Here is a 15,575-nt window from a genome sequence, read left to right on the forward strand (position 1 = left end):
CGGCAAAAAGCAAATACTCAGCCCAAGTCGCCATATCTGGCCCGCTATCATTCCATAGCTGGCCGTTGAGGGAGGGTATGCGATGTTGCAGTCGAGTATGCTATTCCGGTTGGCCGTCGCCACCCTTTTCCTGTTGAGTTGGTCGACGCAATCTAAAGCCCAGAATGAGGCGCAGGACGGCTGCGAGATTGGCGTCGATTGTGCAACCGACGCCGTTGCGGAAAGCGATACTGCCAGCGACGATGGCGCACCTCCACCGCCCGACCCCCGGCTCTCAAAGGATTTTGCAACGGTGTGGGTCGCGGAATCGATCGGAGAGGATCGCGCGGCGGTCGAGGCGATTGTGCGCGCCAATCCGAACATCCGCTTCGCCAATTCGCGTGGCGAGGCAGAATTCCTCATCGCGCCCTATCCGGACTTCCCGGATACGCTGATCCTGATGCCCAGGGTATCTTCCGATCCCGAAAGCCGGCTGCGATCCGATGAGGAAATCGCCTTTCGCTTTTCAAGATTTGGTGAACGCGGAAGCGAGAGGTTACCGCCGATCATCGGCCGGTTGGACGATGGCACGCTTGCAGGCGGGCTCAACGCAGAGATACAAAAAAACCTGTGGAGCCGCCGGATATTTGCACGCCCGATCCCGCAGTTACGCACCGAGGTCACAACCGAAATTTTCGGCCCCAAAAGCGCAATATGCAAAGGTGTGGGCGAAGCCAGAATTTGCGAGCAACCCTATTGGGCAGTGATAAGCAACGAAGGGGCGGACCCCGCTTTTGTTGCGGTAATGCGGATTGACCAGGATTTTCCGGCTACCGACGCAATGATCCGCCTGAAAGACCAGACGCCCATCCGACTGGAACCCGGCGAGGCAAGGCTGATCAAAAATGATGAATTTGAGGATGCTCCGGAGGCCTATTACCGGAACATCGTCGCCATATCGTCGAACGAACCCATTGACTTGTCGCTATTTGACGCTCGCGATGGCCCGTTGCCGACATTTCCCAAAAACTGGGCGGCGACGACCAACTATGTCCCGCAGGTGCGGACGCGCGTCCGGATTGGCGGCGGGTTCAAGGTCGCCAACCTTGCCACGCCCTGGCAGATACAGCTCTATTCGACCGAAAGTTCAACCCCGCCTTCTCTCCTCGCTGCGGGCAAAATCAACTGGCAGCTGCATGAAAAGACCCATCGCTGCGGCGGATCGCTGATCGAGCCCAATATTGTGCTGACGGCGGCGCACTGCATCGCCAACGCCCCCTTTGACACAGCGGAAAAGCGGCAAACGGTGTTCAAATACCGTCGCGTAAAACTGGGCACCAAGGACCTCACCCGCGGCGGAACAACTTTTGCCATTGATGCAGTGATCGTCAAAAAAGGCTATGTGCCGGGCGGCAACCACCATGACATCGCCTTGATCCGCATCAAGCCTGATTCGAGCACTGTTGCGCGAGCCGCAGCATTGGCGCAGCGCATACCACTTGCCAGCCAGCCCCCCACGTCCGGAAAGATAGTCAGCGCGTTCGGCTGGGGCGTCATGGAGGAAGTCACCGGTCGCAACACACGGATTAGCAGCGCGGGCGCAGCACAACGCAACCCGGCTGAACTACGTACCGGTGATTTGCAAATCCTCGACCAGAACACATGCCGCACCCGACCGGGATATGGGCATGTCAGCAATCTGATGCTGTGCGCTGTAACACCGCGCAACTCAGAAGCTGCCCGTCAGGGACGCCATGTCTTCACATGCCTCGGCGATAGCGGCGGGCCGATCACGTTCCGCGAAAATGGCCGCATGGTGCAGGTTGGCGTCGTTTCATGGGCCGTAGGCTGCGGCGTCAATGACAATCCGTCGGTCTCGGTCAACGTTGCTGCTTATGCCGACTGGATAAACACCAACAAAACGAAGTTTGAGACCGGCAAGTCGATCGAGCGTTAACGGCGGTGGCTTGCCAACCACCGCCGCAACTGAGTTTCGTCAATCCGCGAAAGGATCGCGCACCAAAATCGTGTCATCACGCTCGGGGGAGGTGCTGACCAGCGCGACCGGCGTTTCGATCAGTTCCTGGATACGCTGGACATACTTGATCGCCTGTGCAGGCAAATCGGCCCAACTACGGGCACCAGCGGTAGTTTCCTGCCAGCCCTGCATTTCCTCGTAAATCGGCTCGACATTGGCCTGGTCGGCAGCATGGCTGGGTAGATAATCGAGGATTTTGCCGTTGAGGCGATAGCCGGTGCAGATCTTGATCGTTTCGAAACCATCGAGCACGTCGAGCTTGGTCAGCGCGATACCAGTGACGCCCGAAACCGCACAGCTTTGGCGCACGATAACGGCATCGAACCAGCCGCAGCGCCGTTTGCGTCCGGTAACCGTACCAAATTCATGGCCGCGTTCGCCGAGGCGTTGGCCGACCTCATCCTCAAGCTCAGTCGGGAACGGACCCGAGCCGACGCGGGTGGTGTAGGCTTTGACAATGCCCAGAACAAAGCCGGTGGCATTGGGGCCCAGCCCGGAACCAGAGGCAGCCGTGCCGCTGACCGTGTTCGAGCTGGTGACAAAGGGATACGTCCCATGATCGACGTCGAGCAGCACGCCCTGCGCGCCTTCGAAGAGCACCCTCGCCCCAGCTTTGCGGACCTTCTTGAGGCGTTTCCAAACCGGCTGCGCATATTGCAGCACGAACGGCGCTATTTCGCGCAGGTCGTTAAGCAGGCGTTCGCGGTCGACCGGTGGTTCACCGAAACCGGCGCGTAGCGCGTCATGGTGCGCGCAGAGCCGGTCGAGCTGCGCGTCCAAAGCGTCGAGATGCGCAAGGTCGCACACGCGGATAGCGCGGCGGCCGACCTTGTCTTCATAGGCCGGGCCGATACCGCGACCGGTAGTGCCAATCTTGCCCGAACCGGCTGCGGTTTCGCGCAGCCCGTCCAGATCGCGGTGGATTGGAAGGATGAGCGGGCAATTATCGGCGATTGCGAAATTCTCGGTATTGATTGTAACGCCCTGCCCTTCGAGTTTCTCAATCTCGGATTTTAGGTGCCATGGATCGAGTACCACACCATTGCCGATAATCGACAAGGTGCCGGTGACGATTCCGGAAGGTAGCAGCGATAATTTATAGGTCTGGTCGCCTACGACCAGAGTGTGGCCTGCATTGTGCCCGCCCTGAAAGCGGACGACGGCATCGGCGCGGCTTGCCAGCCAGTCGACGATCTTGCCTTTGCCTTCGTCACCCCATTGGGCGCCGATTACGGTTACATTTGCCATTACGGTTTTCCCGAAACAACACACGCCTGTTGAGGCGTGGTGGCCTTTTTCTGCGCAGAAGGAATTTTCCGCGAAGGGATTCGCCGTGAGCCCCGTTATGATGATGGACGCGCTTCGTCCACCTTAAAAGAAAGCTGAAAGGCCAACAGATGCGTAACTGGATTCTCACCGTCTCGACCATCGCGCTTGTCGCGACCGCATGTCAGGCGCAGCGCGGCGAGCGATTGAGCCGCGAATGCCGCCGCGAAATCGTCGAACTGTGCGGCATGGATCGCGGCAAGATGCGCGAATGCCTGCAAAGCAAAAGCGGTGATCTTTCGGACCAATGTTCGGGCGAGATCATGGAACGCGTGCAATCACGCCTTGGCAACGACAAGCGCACCGCCAACCCGACCAATGACCGGCAATATATAGCGCTGGGCGGTGTGGAACATGCCTATGGCAGTGATGCCCTGCAGAAACTGGATTTCTATAAGGCCAAAACCAACGCGGCACGCGCACCGCTTTTGATCTTCGTCCATGGTGGCGGATGGAAACGCGGGGACAAGCGCAATGCGACCGGGACTGACAAGGTCACGCATTATACTGGACTCGGCTATCATATGGCGTCGATCAATTACAGATTGGTGCCTGCGGCTACGGTAGAACAGCAAGGGACGGACGTTGCAGCGGCCATCGCCTATCTTCTAAAAAATGCAGAGAAATTCGGGATCGACCGGTCGCGCGTTGTCCTGATGGGACATAGTGCCGGCGCGCATCTCTCAGCGCTGGTCGGCAGCGATCCGCAACATCTTCGCGGTGCCGGACTTAAGCTTGACGACCTATCTGGAGTCATTCCTATCGATGGCGCAGCCTATGATGTGCCCGCACAGATGAGCGAGGGCGCGAAGATCATGAGCGATACCTATGTGCAGGCATTCGGAACCGATCCAGCCCGACAAAAGGCGCTATCGCCTTATTGGCATGCGCAAAGCCCGAACGCTCCGGCCTTCCTCATCCTCCACGTTGATCGCGCCGATGGCAAGCGCCAGTCGGAAGCGCTGGCCGACGCCCTGCGCAAGGGTGGTAGCAGGGTTCAGCTCAACGCCTTTGAAGGCAAAGGCATGCAGGGCCATGCCGATATCAATCGCAAATTGGGCGATCCGTCCTATCCGGCAACGCCGGTGGTCGATGCGTGGTTAAAGGCAGTGTTTGAGCGCTAAACCGGCTCTGGCCGGCCGTTGCGCAGCACATGGGTGCAGATTTGCGCCTCTGCACTGTCCTCTTCGGTCAGTTGCGCGACAGTTACCCAGCCCTCTGCACGAAGGCTTGCCGCCTTTTGCGGCATGGTACCGATGGGCAAGAACAGGCGGCGGCGTTCGCCTTGGGCTAGGCCTGCGTCAATCAGCGGATCGATGTAAGCAGAGAAGCCAATCGCCGGTTCTTTGCCGATACGATAGGCCCCGCCGCGCCCGATTTCGCCCGATGCATGGGCAGAAAAGAGCGAGAAACCGAACCAGGTCTGATATTCAAAACCGTGCCGCTCCGTCGGATCGAGAGTGACGCGGATGTCGGTGGGAACAGCGGCGGCAATCGCCTCAATCGCATCCAACCGATCCTTTAGTTTGCCCTCGCTGTCGAAAGCCCGCATCCGATCAAGTGCGTCGGGCAAGGCACCAGCCGCTGCAATTAAAGGGGCCAGTGCGGCAGGCACAGCGCCGGCATCCTTGGCATCGAGTGCGGCCTTCAGTTCTTCCCTGTCACCTTTCGGTTTAAGAACGTCGAGAAGATCGGGCATCGTAAGATCAAGGGTGATATCCTTGACCCCGGCTGCCTTCAGGCCTTCAATGGCAACAGATACCACCTCGATTGCCGCCGCAACGCTATCGAGGCCAATCAATTCCGCGCCCACCTGCATCATCTCGCGCTCGGGGCGCAACTGGGTCGCGCGCAATTTAACCACCGGGCCGCCATAAGACAAGCGCACCGGTCGGGGATGGTGCCCCATCCGCGTCGAGGCAATCCGCCCGATCTGGCCGGTAATGTCGCTGCGCACCGCCATGGTTTCGCCAGAAACGGGATCAACAAAGCGCAGCAGATCGCGGGCCGAAGTGCCGAGACTGCCGGTCAGGCTGGCCTCATATTCAGCTAATGGGGCCTGCACACGCTCATAACCATGGCTCGCTGCCGTATCGAGGATAGCCCGTACCAGCCGTGCCGAAGCATCGGCCTCTGGCGGCAGGCGGTCACGAAATCCGGTGGGGAGCAAGCTGTTGGTCATGGCGCGTGCCTTAGCACATCAGAAGCGCAACGCCATCGCGCGCTTCACGCCCGGCAGGTTATGGATTGCTTCCAACGTGGCAGCAGGCACCGGTGTGTCGACCGAAAGCAACAGCACGGCAACGCCACCGGCTTCCTGACGACCGAGATGGAAGGTACCGATATTGATATCGGCTTCACCCAATGTGGTGCCCAGACGGCCAATGAAACCGGGCGCATCCTGATTGACAATATAGAGCATATTGCCTTCAAGATCGGCCTCAACCTTCACACCGAACAATTCGACCAGTCGCGGCGTACCATTGCTGAAAATGGTGCCAGCAACCGAACGTTCGCCAATGTCCGTCTTCACTGAAACGCGGACCAGCGTGTGGTAATCGCCTTCGCGATCATGGCGGACTTCGCGAATGTCGAAGCCGCGCTCTTTGGCCAAATAGGGCGCGTTGACCATATTCACAGCATCCGAGAAACGGCGCATAAACCCGGCAAGTACGGCTGCAGTAATCGGTTTGATGTTGAGTTCAGCCGCCGCCCCTTCAACTTCGATGCTGATCTGGGTCAGGTCGCCGTGCTGCAACTGGCCGATCAGCGATCCGAGCTGCTGGGCCAGTGCCATATAGGGCTTCAGCTTGGGCGCTTCCTCAGCACTCAGGCTTGGCATGTTGAGCGCGTTGGTGACACCGCCATTGACCAAATAGTCGGCCATCTGTTCGGCGACCTGCAACGCGACATTGACTTGTGCCTCGTTGGTCGATGCACCGAGGTGCGGAGTGCAGATGAAGTTGGGCGTGCCGAATAGCGGGCTATCCTTGGCCGGTTCGGTTTCGAACACGTCAAGCGCGGCGCCCGCGACATGGCCGCTGTCGAGTGCCTCCTTGAGCGCAGCCTCGTCCACCAGTCCGCCGCGCGCACAGTTGATGATGCGGACGCCTTTCTTGCACTTGGCGATGTTGGCAGCGGAGAGGATGTTGCGCGTTTGATCGGTCAGCGGCGTGTGCAGCGTGATGAAATCGGCCTTGGCGAAAAGCGTATCGAGATCGGCCTTTTCCACGCCCATTTCCACGGCGCGTTCGGGCGTCAGGAAGGGATCGAATGCAACCACCTTCATCTTGAGGCCCAGCGCGCGGCTGGCAACGATGCTGCCGATATTGCCGGCACCGATCAAGCCGAGGGTCTTGCCGGTCACTTCGACGCCCATGAAATCATTTTTCGGCCATTTGCCGGCCTGTGTCTGCTCATTAGCTTCGGGAATTTGGCGGGCGAGCGCGAACATCAGCGCGATTGCATGTTCCGCAGTCGTGATCGAATTGCCGAACGGCGTATTCATCACCACGACACCCTTGGCCGAAGCCGCCGGAATATCGACATTGTCGACGCCGATACCAGCGCGACCGACGACCTTCAAATTGGTTGCTGCCTCGAGGATTTCTTTTGTGACTTTGCTTGAGCTACGAATAGCAAGGCCATCATATTGCCCAATAATTTCCTTGAGTTCGTCGGGTGTTTTGCCAGTGATTACATCGACATCGCAGCCACGCTCTTCAAAAATCTTGGCGGCGTTGGGATCCATCTTGTCAGAGATGAGTACGCGGGGTTTGGTCATTATTTTATCCTTGAAACGTCGCCCCAGCGAAGGTTGGGGCCGTTAGAGAAATTCTATTGGTTTTGGCAAACCGATTGCGGCCCCTGCCTGCGCAGGGGCAACGCATCACGAGTTCAGCGTTTCAAAAGCCCAGTCGAGCCACGGCCCGAGCGCTTCAATATCGGCGGTATCCACCGTTGCGCCGCACCAGATACGCAGGCCCGGCGGGGCGTCGCGATATCCGGCGATGTCATAAGCCGCGCCTTCGGCCTCTAGCAGGCCAGCGAATTTCTTGATGAAATCCGCATCGGCGCCTTCAACCGACAGACAGACGCTGGTTTTCGAACGGATGCCGCTGTCAGCTGCCAGATGGCTGAGCCAGGCGCGTTCGGCGACAATCTTGTCGAGGGCATGGGCGTTTGCATTGCTACGTGCCTGCAGACCCGAAAGTCCGCCGAGTTCCTTGGCCCATTCGAGGGCGAAAATGGCATCTTCAACTGCGAGCATCGACGGTGTGTTGATGGTTTCGCCCTTGAACACGCCTTCTGCCAGCGCGCCCTTTGACATCAGGCGGAAAACCTTGGGCAGCGGCCAAGCGGGCGTATATTCCTCAAGGCGCTGGACAGCGCGAGGGCCTAGGATCAGCACGCCATGCGCACCCTCCCCGCCCAGCACTTTCTGCCAGCTGAAGGTCGCAACGTCGATCTTGTTCCACGGAATGTCGTAAGCAAAAACCGCGCTGGTAGCATCGGCAAAGGACAGGCCTTCGCGATCATCGGGGATCCATTCGCCGTCAGGCACGCGCACACCGCTGGTGGTGCCATTCCAGGTGAAGAGGACGTCGTCCGCCCAGTCGACCTTATCGAGATCGGGCAGTTGGCCATAATCGGCGCGGTGCACCTTGGGCTCCAGCTTCAATTGCTTGACTGCGTCGGTAACCCAGCCCTCGCCAAAACTTTCCCACGCGAGTGCGGTTACGCCGCGTGCACCGAGCATCGTCCACATCGCCATTTCAAACGCGCCTGTGTCCGAACCGGGTACGATACCGATACGGTGCGTGTCGGGAAGCTGCAGCACTTCACGCATCAGGTCGATGCAATATTGCAGGCGCGACTTGCCGATCTTGGCACGATGCGAACGGCCGAGCGATTCGGTATTCAGTTTTTCGGGAGCCCAGCCCGGCGGCTTTGCGCAGGGACCAGAGGAAAAATAGGGGCGCGCCGGTTTGGCGGCAGGTTTACTCGTCATGTCATTCTCTCCTTGCAGAGAGCTCGCGCGGCGTTGGGACCGCGTGGCCCGGAGCCGCGTTTAGGCGCAGCCCCGGGAATGTCAACGACTGTTTAGTAGCCCGGCTTGCGGAACAACACTTCGCCGCGACGCGAAACGTAGAGTTTTTCTAGGCTTACCGGGTGGAAATAGGCCTCGACACGGTCACCTTCGGGCGTCGTCCCATAAACCTCATAGCAACCGCCATCGACCTTGGATTTGCGGACGGTCCAGCCCTCCTTCACCAGTTTGGCCTTGAGAACATCCTGTGTCTTCCAGCCCGATTGCGGACCGGCCTGGCATTTGATCGCACCGGTCGCAGAAGCGGGGGAGGACGGCAACACGGCAATGGCAGCGGCAGCTATAGCGAGAGGGATCAGTTTACGCATGTTCAAACTCCTTGGGGTTTCATTTGGGAGAGGGGTTTCTTGATGAAGCGGGCGAGCAGCAAAAGCCCGAGCGGAACAAAATGGGCGAGCGCCCCCGCATAGCTATTATGCACCCAGATCCAGTGCAGCAGCGTCAGCAACGCTGCCGGATAAACGAGTCGCTGCAGCCGTTTCCATGCCGCGCGCAACCGACGCATAGATGCGTCATTGCTGGTCAGCGCGAGCGGTAGCATCAGCGCGAAAGCCGCCCAACCTGTCCAGATTCCAGGTGCAAGCCATTCGGCGAGGATATCGTCGAGATTGCCCATATCGATCAGGTAAAAAAGCAGATGCAGCACGGCATAGGAGAAAGCCGCAACGCCAATGGCCCTGCGCCGCACCACGAGCCAGTTCAACCAGCCCTTCGGGCCCAGAATCGACAACAGCGGGCTCAGCACCATCGCCAAAATCATCAGCCGAGCCGACCATTCTCCCGTCGGGTGCAACATGTCCATGCTGTCGATCCGGCCTTGCCACCAGCCGAAAACCAGCAGGATAGCCGGGATGGAGAGCAGAAACCAGAAAGCAGGCTTATTATTGAGAATCATTCGCATTAATTGTCCGGTAGCCGCGTCTCGATTTGCGGTCAACCGTTTGCGCCATTTACCGCCTGTTAACCATCCTGCTTACATTTTATTACACATGGTACGCAGCGTATCCGCCTTGCTCCTCGCCCTACTGGTCACCGCTTGCGGCGGGCGTTCGGATCGCGAGGTGGTGCGCCGCGATAATGATGTGTTCAGCAGCCAGCCGACGCGGCAGTGCCTGACAACATTGAAATCGGCAAATGTCCGTTTCACGCCCCTGCCCAATCAGAGCTTTTCGGGCGGATGTCAGACAATCGATACTGTGAAACTGATGTCATTTGGCACCGACACAACCAATCTCGGCCCGATGACCTGCCCGCTCGCGGCCAACTTTACCGCATGGGCCAAACACGCCGTTGCGCCCGCAGCCAAAGCCTATCTGGGCAGCGAAGTCGTCCGCATCGAAACCATGGGCACCTATAATTGCCGCAACATCAATGGCGGGCGCAGCGGGCGGTTATCGCAGCATGCCTTCGGCAACGCCGTAGATGTCTCCGCTTTTATCCTCAAAGATGGGCGTCGCATTTCGGTATTGAGTGGCTGGAATGGCAAGCCCGATGAACGCGCCTTTCTGCGCCGCCTGCACCAGTCGGCCTGCAAGCGTTTCGGCACCGTTTTGGGTCCGGATTACAACGCCGCGCATGCCAATCATCTCCATTTCGACATGGGGAAATCGATGAAGGATGGCAGCGCCTATTGTCGCTGAGGGGTGGATATTCACACCCAATCGTCTATCAGGCGGGCATGACACAAAAAGACTTGAAAGACCGTCGCTTCTACAAAGCGAAACAAGAAGCCAAATTTGCCAAGGACCTGACTCCCCAGACCCTTCAAACACAGAGCAAATCCTATAAACTCGCATTTCAGGACAATGAATTCCTTCTCCGCGAGGAATTGCGCCCGGTGCGCTTCCAGCTCGAACTGCTCAAACCCGAAATGCTGCTCGACGAAGCCAAGGTCGCCTCTACGCTTGTTGTTTATGGTTCGGCGCGCATCCCTTCGCCCGACAAAGCCGACGCGCTGTTGGCTGCCGCAACCGATGATCGCAGCCGGACAATTGCCGAGCGGCTGAAGGCCAATTCGCATTATTATGACGAGGCTCGCAAACTGGGCCAGCTGGCAAGCAGCTGCGGTATCAAGGACGAACATGGCAATCGCCATTTTGTCGTCTGCTCCGGCGGTGGTCCGTCGATCATGGAAGCGGCCAATCGCGGCGCTCGGGATGTGGGGGCTGATACGATCGGCCTCAATATCGTGCTGCCCCACGAACAGGCGCCGAACGAATATGTTACCCCGGACCTGAGTTTTCAGTTCCACTATTTCGCGCTGCGCAAGATGCACTTCCTCCTCCGCGCCCGCGCGGTTGCAGTGTTTCCCGGCGGCTTCGGGACCTTCGATGAATTTTTCGAACTGCTGACACTCGTTCAGACCGGCAAGATCGAACCGATGCCGATCCTACTGTTCGGCAAGGCATTCTGGGAGCGTGTAATCAACTTTGAGGAACTGATGCTTGAAGGCGTTATCAGCCCCAAGGACCTCGATCTGTTTCAGTTTGTCGAAACCGCAGAAGACGCCTGGCGCGAAATATCGATCTTCTACGAGCTTGAGGCTTGTGATTGATGGTTGAATGACACCGTCACCCCGGCAAAGGCCGGGGTCGCAGTCGGTTTATGTAACACTGATGGGATAAACCGCCAACGGCCCCGGCCTTTGCCGGGGTGACGTTTGCCGATTACTTCTGCTCTTTGAGCCAGGCGATCAGCGCCTTGCGTTCTTCGGCATCATTGATGCCCGCAAAGGCCATCTTGGTGCCTGGAACAACCTTGCGCGGATTTTCGAGATAGGCGTCAAGTGTCGCCTCGTCCCAGTTACCACCCTTGGTCTTCATCGCGGTTGAATAAGCGAAGCCTTCAACCGAAGCGATGGCCTTGCCAACGATGCCATGCAGGTTGGGGCCAACGCCGTTGGGCGCGCCCTTTTCTACTTTGTGGCATGCTGCACATTTGGCGAAGCTTTTCTCGCCCGAAATTTCCGCCGTCGCAGCGGGGGCTGCTTCGTTGGTTTCGGTAGTGGTCACTGCATCCACTGCGGGCGTTTCACTCTGCTCGGCGCCACCGCAAGCTGCCAGCGCGAACAGCGCCGGGGCAATCAACACAAATTTGCGCATAATTTTAGCTCCCTGATTTACTTGGCTGGAGCGGCTGCGGCCTCCTTGGCGGCATCAGCCGGTGCGGCAGCAGCCGCTTCTCCACCTTCTGCCTGTGCAGCGCCTTCGGCAGGCGCGGCTTCAGCAGCAGGAGCCGCGGGTAGCGGCAGATTCGAGCCCTGCGCGTTGAGATAAAGCAATAAAGCAGCACGCTCTTCAGGATTGCCAAGACCGGCAAAGCTCATCTTGGTGCCTGGCGCATATTTTTTCGGGTTAGCCAGCCATTTATCCATGCCTTCCCAATCCCAGTTACCCGGAACACTCTTTAACGCATCCGAGTAAGCAAAGCCGGGTACGTGTCCATGCGCTTTGCCCATGGCGGCATAAAGGTTAGGACCAACGCCATTGGCACCGCCTTGGTTGATCGTGTGGCACGCTGTGCATTTCTTGAAAATGGCTTCGCCCTTGGCGATGTCGGCGCTGGCCAGCAATGTGGCGAGCGGAACGGCCGCAGCGGCACCGCCACCTCCGCTTTCAACACCCTGGATGACATAGCCTTGCTTGCCTTCACCCGGCACTTCACCGTGGATCACTTTTCCGAAAAGGATCGACGAACCGAGTGCGACAATGCCCGCAGCCAAAACCCAGCCAGCGATGGTGTTATTGCGATCGACCATGATAAAAGCCCTGATTCATACGTTGTGAGCCGGTTGAGTGCGGCTCCGGTTGATTCCCCACGCTCCTCTAGTCTGGCTGCTTGGGTGGTGCAATAGGCCAAATCCTGCTTGCTAGCGCCTTTTCGCTAGCCTATCGGCCAGCCCCACTATGGAGAGCTTCCCAAAGAGCGCCCTCGCCCGTGTCGAGGAAATGACCAAGGTCGCAGCTGCAAACCCCGCACGTGCGGTTTCCTTTCAGGGTGCGCCAGGGGCGAACTCGCATCTGGCTGCGCTTGAAATCGACCCGGAGTGCCTTCCAGTCCCCTGCTTTTCGTTCGAGGACGCGATTGATGCGGTGAAAGAAGGCAGAGCGGCGCGGGCAGTGATTCCGATCGAAAATTCGCTGCATGGGCGTGTGGCGGATATACATTTCCTGCTGCCTGAAAGCGGATTGTCGATAATCGGCGAGCATTTCATGCGTATCCGCCATTGTTTGATGGCAAAGCATGCAGATGCCAAACTGACGACCGCAATGAGCCACCCCCAAGCCCTTGGCCAATGCCGCCATTATCTGCGCGCCAAGGGCATTACGCCAATCGCCTATGCCGACACCGCCGCTGCGGCAGCTTTTGTGGCAGATAGCGACGACGAGGGCGCCGCTGCCGTCGCCCCACCGATCGCTGCTGGCATATATGGGCTGGAGATGATTCAGGAAGGTATTGAGGATGATGACCGCAATACCACACGGTTCGTCGTGCTTTCCCGCGAGCCTGTGGCTCCAAATGAAGACGATGGCTCCCTGATGACGACCTTTATCTTCGAGGTGAAGAACATCCCAGCCGCACTCTATAAGGCAATGGGCGGTTTTGCGACAAATGGCGTTAACATGACCAAGCTCGAAAGCTATCAGAACGGTGCGAGCTTCGCGGCAACCGAATTCTTCGCCGATATCGAGGGAGCACCGGGCAACCCTGCGGTCGACCGCGCGCTCGAAGAATTGGCTTTCCACTGCAACAAGGTACGCCTGCTGGGCACCTACAAGCAGGAACGCAAACGGGGTTAGTAAACCGCTTCGTCAACCTTTGCTGGTTCGGTGAATGTCATGACCGGCTTGCCACCCAGTTGATGTGGATCCGGATGGCCTGCAGCACGGTTTTTGTCGCGCTTTTGCACATTCCAGACCAGACCTAGCTTGCCCAAAGTTTCAATCGTCCAGCCGTTGAAATCCAGCTCCCACCAGCTGACATGGTTGCTCGCCGCGCGCGGTTGGGCATGATGGTTATTGTGCCAGCCGTCGCCCAAAGTCAGTATGGAAATGAACCAGTTATTGGTCGCTTTTCCGACATCATGATAACGGCGATAACCGAAATAATGCGCCAAACTGTTGGTACCCATCACGCCGTTCAGAAAAATGAAGGTGCGCAGGAACCCGCCGATGAGAATCGTTCCCACAACATGCTGCGGCCCGCCAAAGGCGAGCGCCCAGCCAGCGGGCAGGATGACAAGCGAAAAGGCCACCCACAGCCAACGTGTCTTGTGGCAGAATTCGACAACCGGATCACCCACCAGCCCCTTGCCATAAAGCCGCATATCGGTGTGCGCATTATCCCACAGCCAGCCGAGATGGCCGATCAACAACCCTTTAACCGGACCCATTTTGCGGCCATGGCCATCGAGATGCGGACTGTGAATATCGCCCACTTCATCGGAAAAGGCGTGATGCCTGCGGTGATCGGCCGCCCATTTCTTGACCGACCCCTGACAGGCCATTTGCCCGCATATGCCAATCAGATAACGCATCCATGTCGAAGTCTCGAACGAACGGTGGGTGAAATAGCGGTGAAAGCCGCAGGATAGGCCATAGTTGATAATCAGATAGCCGGAAATGAAGGCCGACCACTCGACCCAGCCGCTGGGCTGCGTAAACATCCACCAGATCGCTGCCATCGCGCCGCCGACCTGTAGCACCGCAAGTATGCTATATTCGATCTGTTTGGCGCGCGCCGCAGGGCCACCGACGAGAACGCCAGGATGCGGTTGCCCCTTACCCTCCAACTCCCATTTCCGGTCGCTTGGGTATAGGCCGGTTGTAGTCCGTGGCATGCGCGTCCCCCTATTTGTGCGCGACTGGTTGTCGCTGGTTGGTGCCACCATAAAGGTAAAATTGCGTCATTATTAACGCCGCTGTCAATCGCGTTAACGGCGTTTGTGCGACGAATCGAACTTGACGCGATGCCATCGCTGTATTATATATATAATACACATGGAGAATTTGCAAATGAAATATGCCCTGATCGCCTTGCCGCTCGCGCTTGGATTGGCCGCTTGCGGTACCAAGGATGAGCCAGAGGAAGGCACCACCGTCAATATCGACGCCACAACCGATGAAGGTTCGTCCGTCAAGATCACTGCAGACGGCAAAACCGGCAATGTCGGCTTCAAGGTGCCCGGCTTCGACACCAACATTCGTCTGCCCAAAAAGCTGCTCGACGACAGCAATTTCGACATCGACGGGGTGAAGCTCTATCCGGGCTCGACCGTCGACACGGTCAACATCACTGCCAACGACAAAGGTGGCAAGGATGAGCAAACCGATGTCCGTATTGGCTTCACCTCCCCCACCAACCCTGCAAAAGTCAGCGACTGGTTCAAGGAACAGTTTGGCAAGCAGTTGATCAAGGCTGAAGGCGATGCAACCAAGCTGACGGGAACCACGAAAGACGGCGAAGCGTTCACTATCGAGCTGACAGAAAAAGACGGCAAGACTGCCGGACTGGTCAATATCCGCCAATAAGTCGTTTAACTCGCGGGTTGCTGCGTAACCCTGAGTAACCCGACATCATATCCCAATTCGGCGGCGCGCGCTTTCATGCGAGAAAGCGTCGCCGAACCGGGATTAGACTGTCGATGCAGCAACCACAGATAGCGTCCACTCGGCTCGCCGACGATGGACCAGCTATAGTCCTCGGCATGGTCGAGCACCCAATAATCACCATAAAATGGCCCGAAGAAGGAAACGCGCAATTTGGCATTCTGGCTGCCATCGACGACCTTCGCCTTGCCAGTCGCCCGCTCGCTTTTGCCCTGAAGAGATCCTTTGAGACAGCTGTTCACGACTTTGATCTGCCCGGGTTCCGTCAGACTGTAATCGGCGGTGACGCCTTCACAATCCTTCTGGAATCCCGCTTCATAGCGGGCAAGCTCATACCAGCGCCCAAGATAGCGATCGACCTCGACGGCCTTCGCTGGTTCTGGAACGGCGCGATTGCCGACCGGGCCTGCCTCGAAAGTTGAACAGCCGGCCAAAGCCAATATGGCTGCGGCGATGACAAATGTTTGGCGCTTTTTCATAACAATGTAAATGGTGAGATCCGACCTTGGTTACA

The 15,575-nt window shown here is 58.0% G+C and carries 16 protein-coding genes; 6 read left to right on the forward strand and 10 right to left on the reverse strand.

Annotated features, from left to right (window positions below):
* Window positions 1–82 precede the first annotated feature (82 nt).
* Complete coding sequence (locus DXH95_RS08000) at window positions 83–1,936, forward strand: serine protease (RefSeq protein ID WP_115548837.1); 1,854 nt, start codon at window positions 83–85, stop codon at window positions 1,934–1,936.
* Between the two features lie 39 nt (window positions 1,937–1,975).
* Here DXH95_RS08000 and DXH95_RS08005 read toward each other — a convergent pair whose 3' ends face one another.
* The gene (locus tag DXH95_RS08005) at window positions 1,976–3,265 is read right to left on the reverse strand and encodes an adenylosuccinate synthase (RefSeq protein WP_115548838.1); all 1,290 of its coding nucleotides are present in this window, start codon (window positions 3,263–3,265) and stop codon (window positions 1,976–1,978) included.
* A 149-nt stretch (window positions 3,266–3,414) separates the two neighbouring features.
* Here DXH95_RS08005 and DXH95_RS08010 point away from each other — a divergent pair, with 149 nt between their 5' ends.
* Window positions 3,415–4,467, forward strand: a complete 1,053-nt coding sequence (locus DXH95_RS08010) for an alpha/beta hydrolase (protein ID WP_239016581.1) — start codon at window positions 3,415–3,417, stop codon at window positions 4,465–4,467.
* Here the strand turns inward: DXH95_RS08010 and DXH95_RS08015 are convergent.
* From DXH95_RS08015 to DXH95_RS08035, 5 genes are all read right to left on the reverse strand, one after another.
* Window positions 4,464–5,525 carry an ATP phosphoribosyltransferase regulatory subunit gene (locus DXH95_RS08015; RefSeq protein ID WP_115548839.1) on the reverse strand — a complete coding sequence of 354 codons (1,062 nt, stop codon included), beginning with the start codon at window positions 5,523–5,525 and terminating at the stop codon, window positions 4,464–4,466. The two genes, DXH95_RS08010 and DXH95_RS08015, sit on opposite strands and share 4 nt — an antisense overlap.
* A gap of 18 nt (window positions 5,526–5,543) precedes the next feature.
* The gene (serA, locus tag DXH95_RS08020) at window positions 5,544–7,127 is read right to left on the reverse strand and encodes a phosphoglycerate dehydrogenase (protein ID WP_115548840.1); all 1,584 of its coding nucleotides are present in this window, start codon (window positions 7,125–7,127) and stop codon (window positions 5,544–5,546) included.
* Window positions 7,128–7,232: 105 nt separating this feature from the next.
* Window positions 7,233–8,354, reverse strand: coding sequence for a phosphoserine transaminase (locus DXH95_RS08025; RefSeq protein ID WP_115548841.1), 1,122 nt, complete (start codon window positions 8,352–8,354; stop codon window positions 7,233–7,235).
* A gap of 92 nt (window positions 8,355–8,446) precedes the next feature.
* A complete protein-coding gene (locus DXH95_RS08030; RefSeq protein WP_115548842.1) occupies window positions 8,447–8,761 on the reverse strand; it encodes a PepSY domain-containing protein in 315 nt (104 codons plus the stop codon).
* Between the two features lie 2 nt (window positions 8,762–8,763).
* Window positions 8,764–9,348 (reverse strand): protein-methionine-sulfoxide reductase heme-binding subunit MsrQ, encoded by a 585-nt coding sequence (locus tag DXH95_RS08035; protein WP_220272243.1) that lies wholly within the window; start codon window positions 9,346–9,348, stop codon window positions 8,764–8,766.
* A 94-nt stretch (window positions 9,349–9,442) separates the two neighbouring features.
* Between DXH95_RS08035 and DXH95_RS08040 the strand changes: the two genes are divergently transcribed.
* Both DXH95_RS08040 and DXH95_RS08045 read left to right on the forward strand, forming a co-directional pair.
* Complete coding sequence (locus DXH95_RS08040; RefSeq protein WP_115548844.1) at window positions 9,443–10,093, forward strand: extensin family protein; 651 nt, start codon at window positions 9,443–9,445, stop codon at window positions 10,091–10,093.
* 38 nt (window positions 10,094–10,131) lie between these two features.
* Window positions 10,132–11,007, forward strand: a complete 876-nt coding sequence (locus tag DXH95_RS08045; RefSeq protein ID WP_115548845.1) for an LOG family protein — start codon at window positions 10,132–10,134, stop codon at window positions 11,005–11,007.
* Between the two features lie 112 nt (window positions 11,008–11,119).
* Here the strand turns inward: DXH95_RS08045 and DXH95_RS08050 are convergent, their stop codons facing one another.
* Together DXH95_RS08050 and DXH95_RS08055 are read right to left on the reverse strand one after the other, a co-directional pair.
* Window positions 11,120–11,554 carry a c-type cytochrome gene (locus DXH95_RS08050; protein WP_115548846.1) on the reverse strand — a complete coding sequence of 145 codons (435 nt, stop codon included), beginning with the start codon at window positions 11,552–11,554 and terminating at the stop codon, window positions 11,120–11,122.
* Between the two features lie 17 nt (window positions 11,555–11,571).
* A complete protein-coding gene (locus DXH95_RS08055; RefSeq protein WP_115548847.1) occupies window positions 11,572–12,210 on the reverse strand; it encodes a c-type cytochrome in 639 nt (212 codons plus the stop codon).
* Window positions 12,211–12,358: 148 nt separating this feature from the next.
* On the opposite strand from DXH95_RS08055, the gene DXH95_RS08060 reads away from it, so the two are divergent.
* On the forward strand, window positions 12,359–13,252 hold the full coding sequence (locus DXH95_RS08060; protein WP_115548848.1) for a prephenate dehydratase: 894 nt from the start codon (window positions 12,359–12,361) through the stop codon (window positions 13,250–13,252).
* Here the strand turns inward: DXH95_RS08060 and DXH95_RS08065 are convergent.
* Window positions 13,249–14,292, reverse strand: coding sequence for an acyl-CoA desaturase (locus tag DXH95_RS08065; RefSeq protein WP_181883606.1), 1,044 nt, complete (start codon window positions 14,290–14,292; stop codon window positions 13,249–13,251). The genes DXH95_RS08060 and DXH95_RS08065 overlap by 4 nt on opposite strands.
* Window positions 14,293–14,467: 175 nt before the next feature.
* Between DXH95_RS08065 and DXH95_RS08070 the strand changes: the two genes are divergently transcribed.
* Window positions 14,468–14,983 (forward strand): hypothetical protein, encoded by a 516-nt coding sequence (locus DXH95_RS08070; protein WP_115548850.1) that lies wholly within the window; start codon window positions 14,468–14,470, stop codon window positions 14,981–14,983.
* A gap of 5 nt (window positions 14,984–14,988) precedes the next feature.
* Here the strand turns inward: DXH95_RS08070 and DXH95_RS08075 are convergent, their stop codons facing one another.
* A complete protein-coding gene (locus tag DXH95_RS08075; RefSeq protein ID WP_115548851.1) occupies window positions 14,989–15,540 on the reverse strand; it encodes a lipocalin family protein in 552 nt (183 codons plus the stop codon).
* Window positions 15,541–15,575 lie beyond the last annotated feature (35 nt).

It is taken from the genome of Sphingorhabdus pulchriflava, from assembly GCF_003367235.1.
Lineage (GTDB): Bacteria > Pseudomonadota > Alphaproteobacteria > Sphingomonadales > Sphingomonadaceae > Sphingorhabdus_B > Sphingorhabdus_B pulchriflava.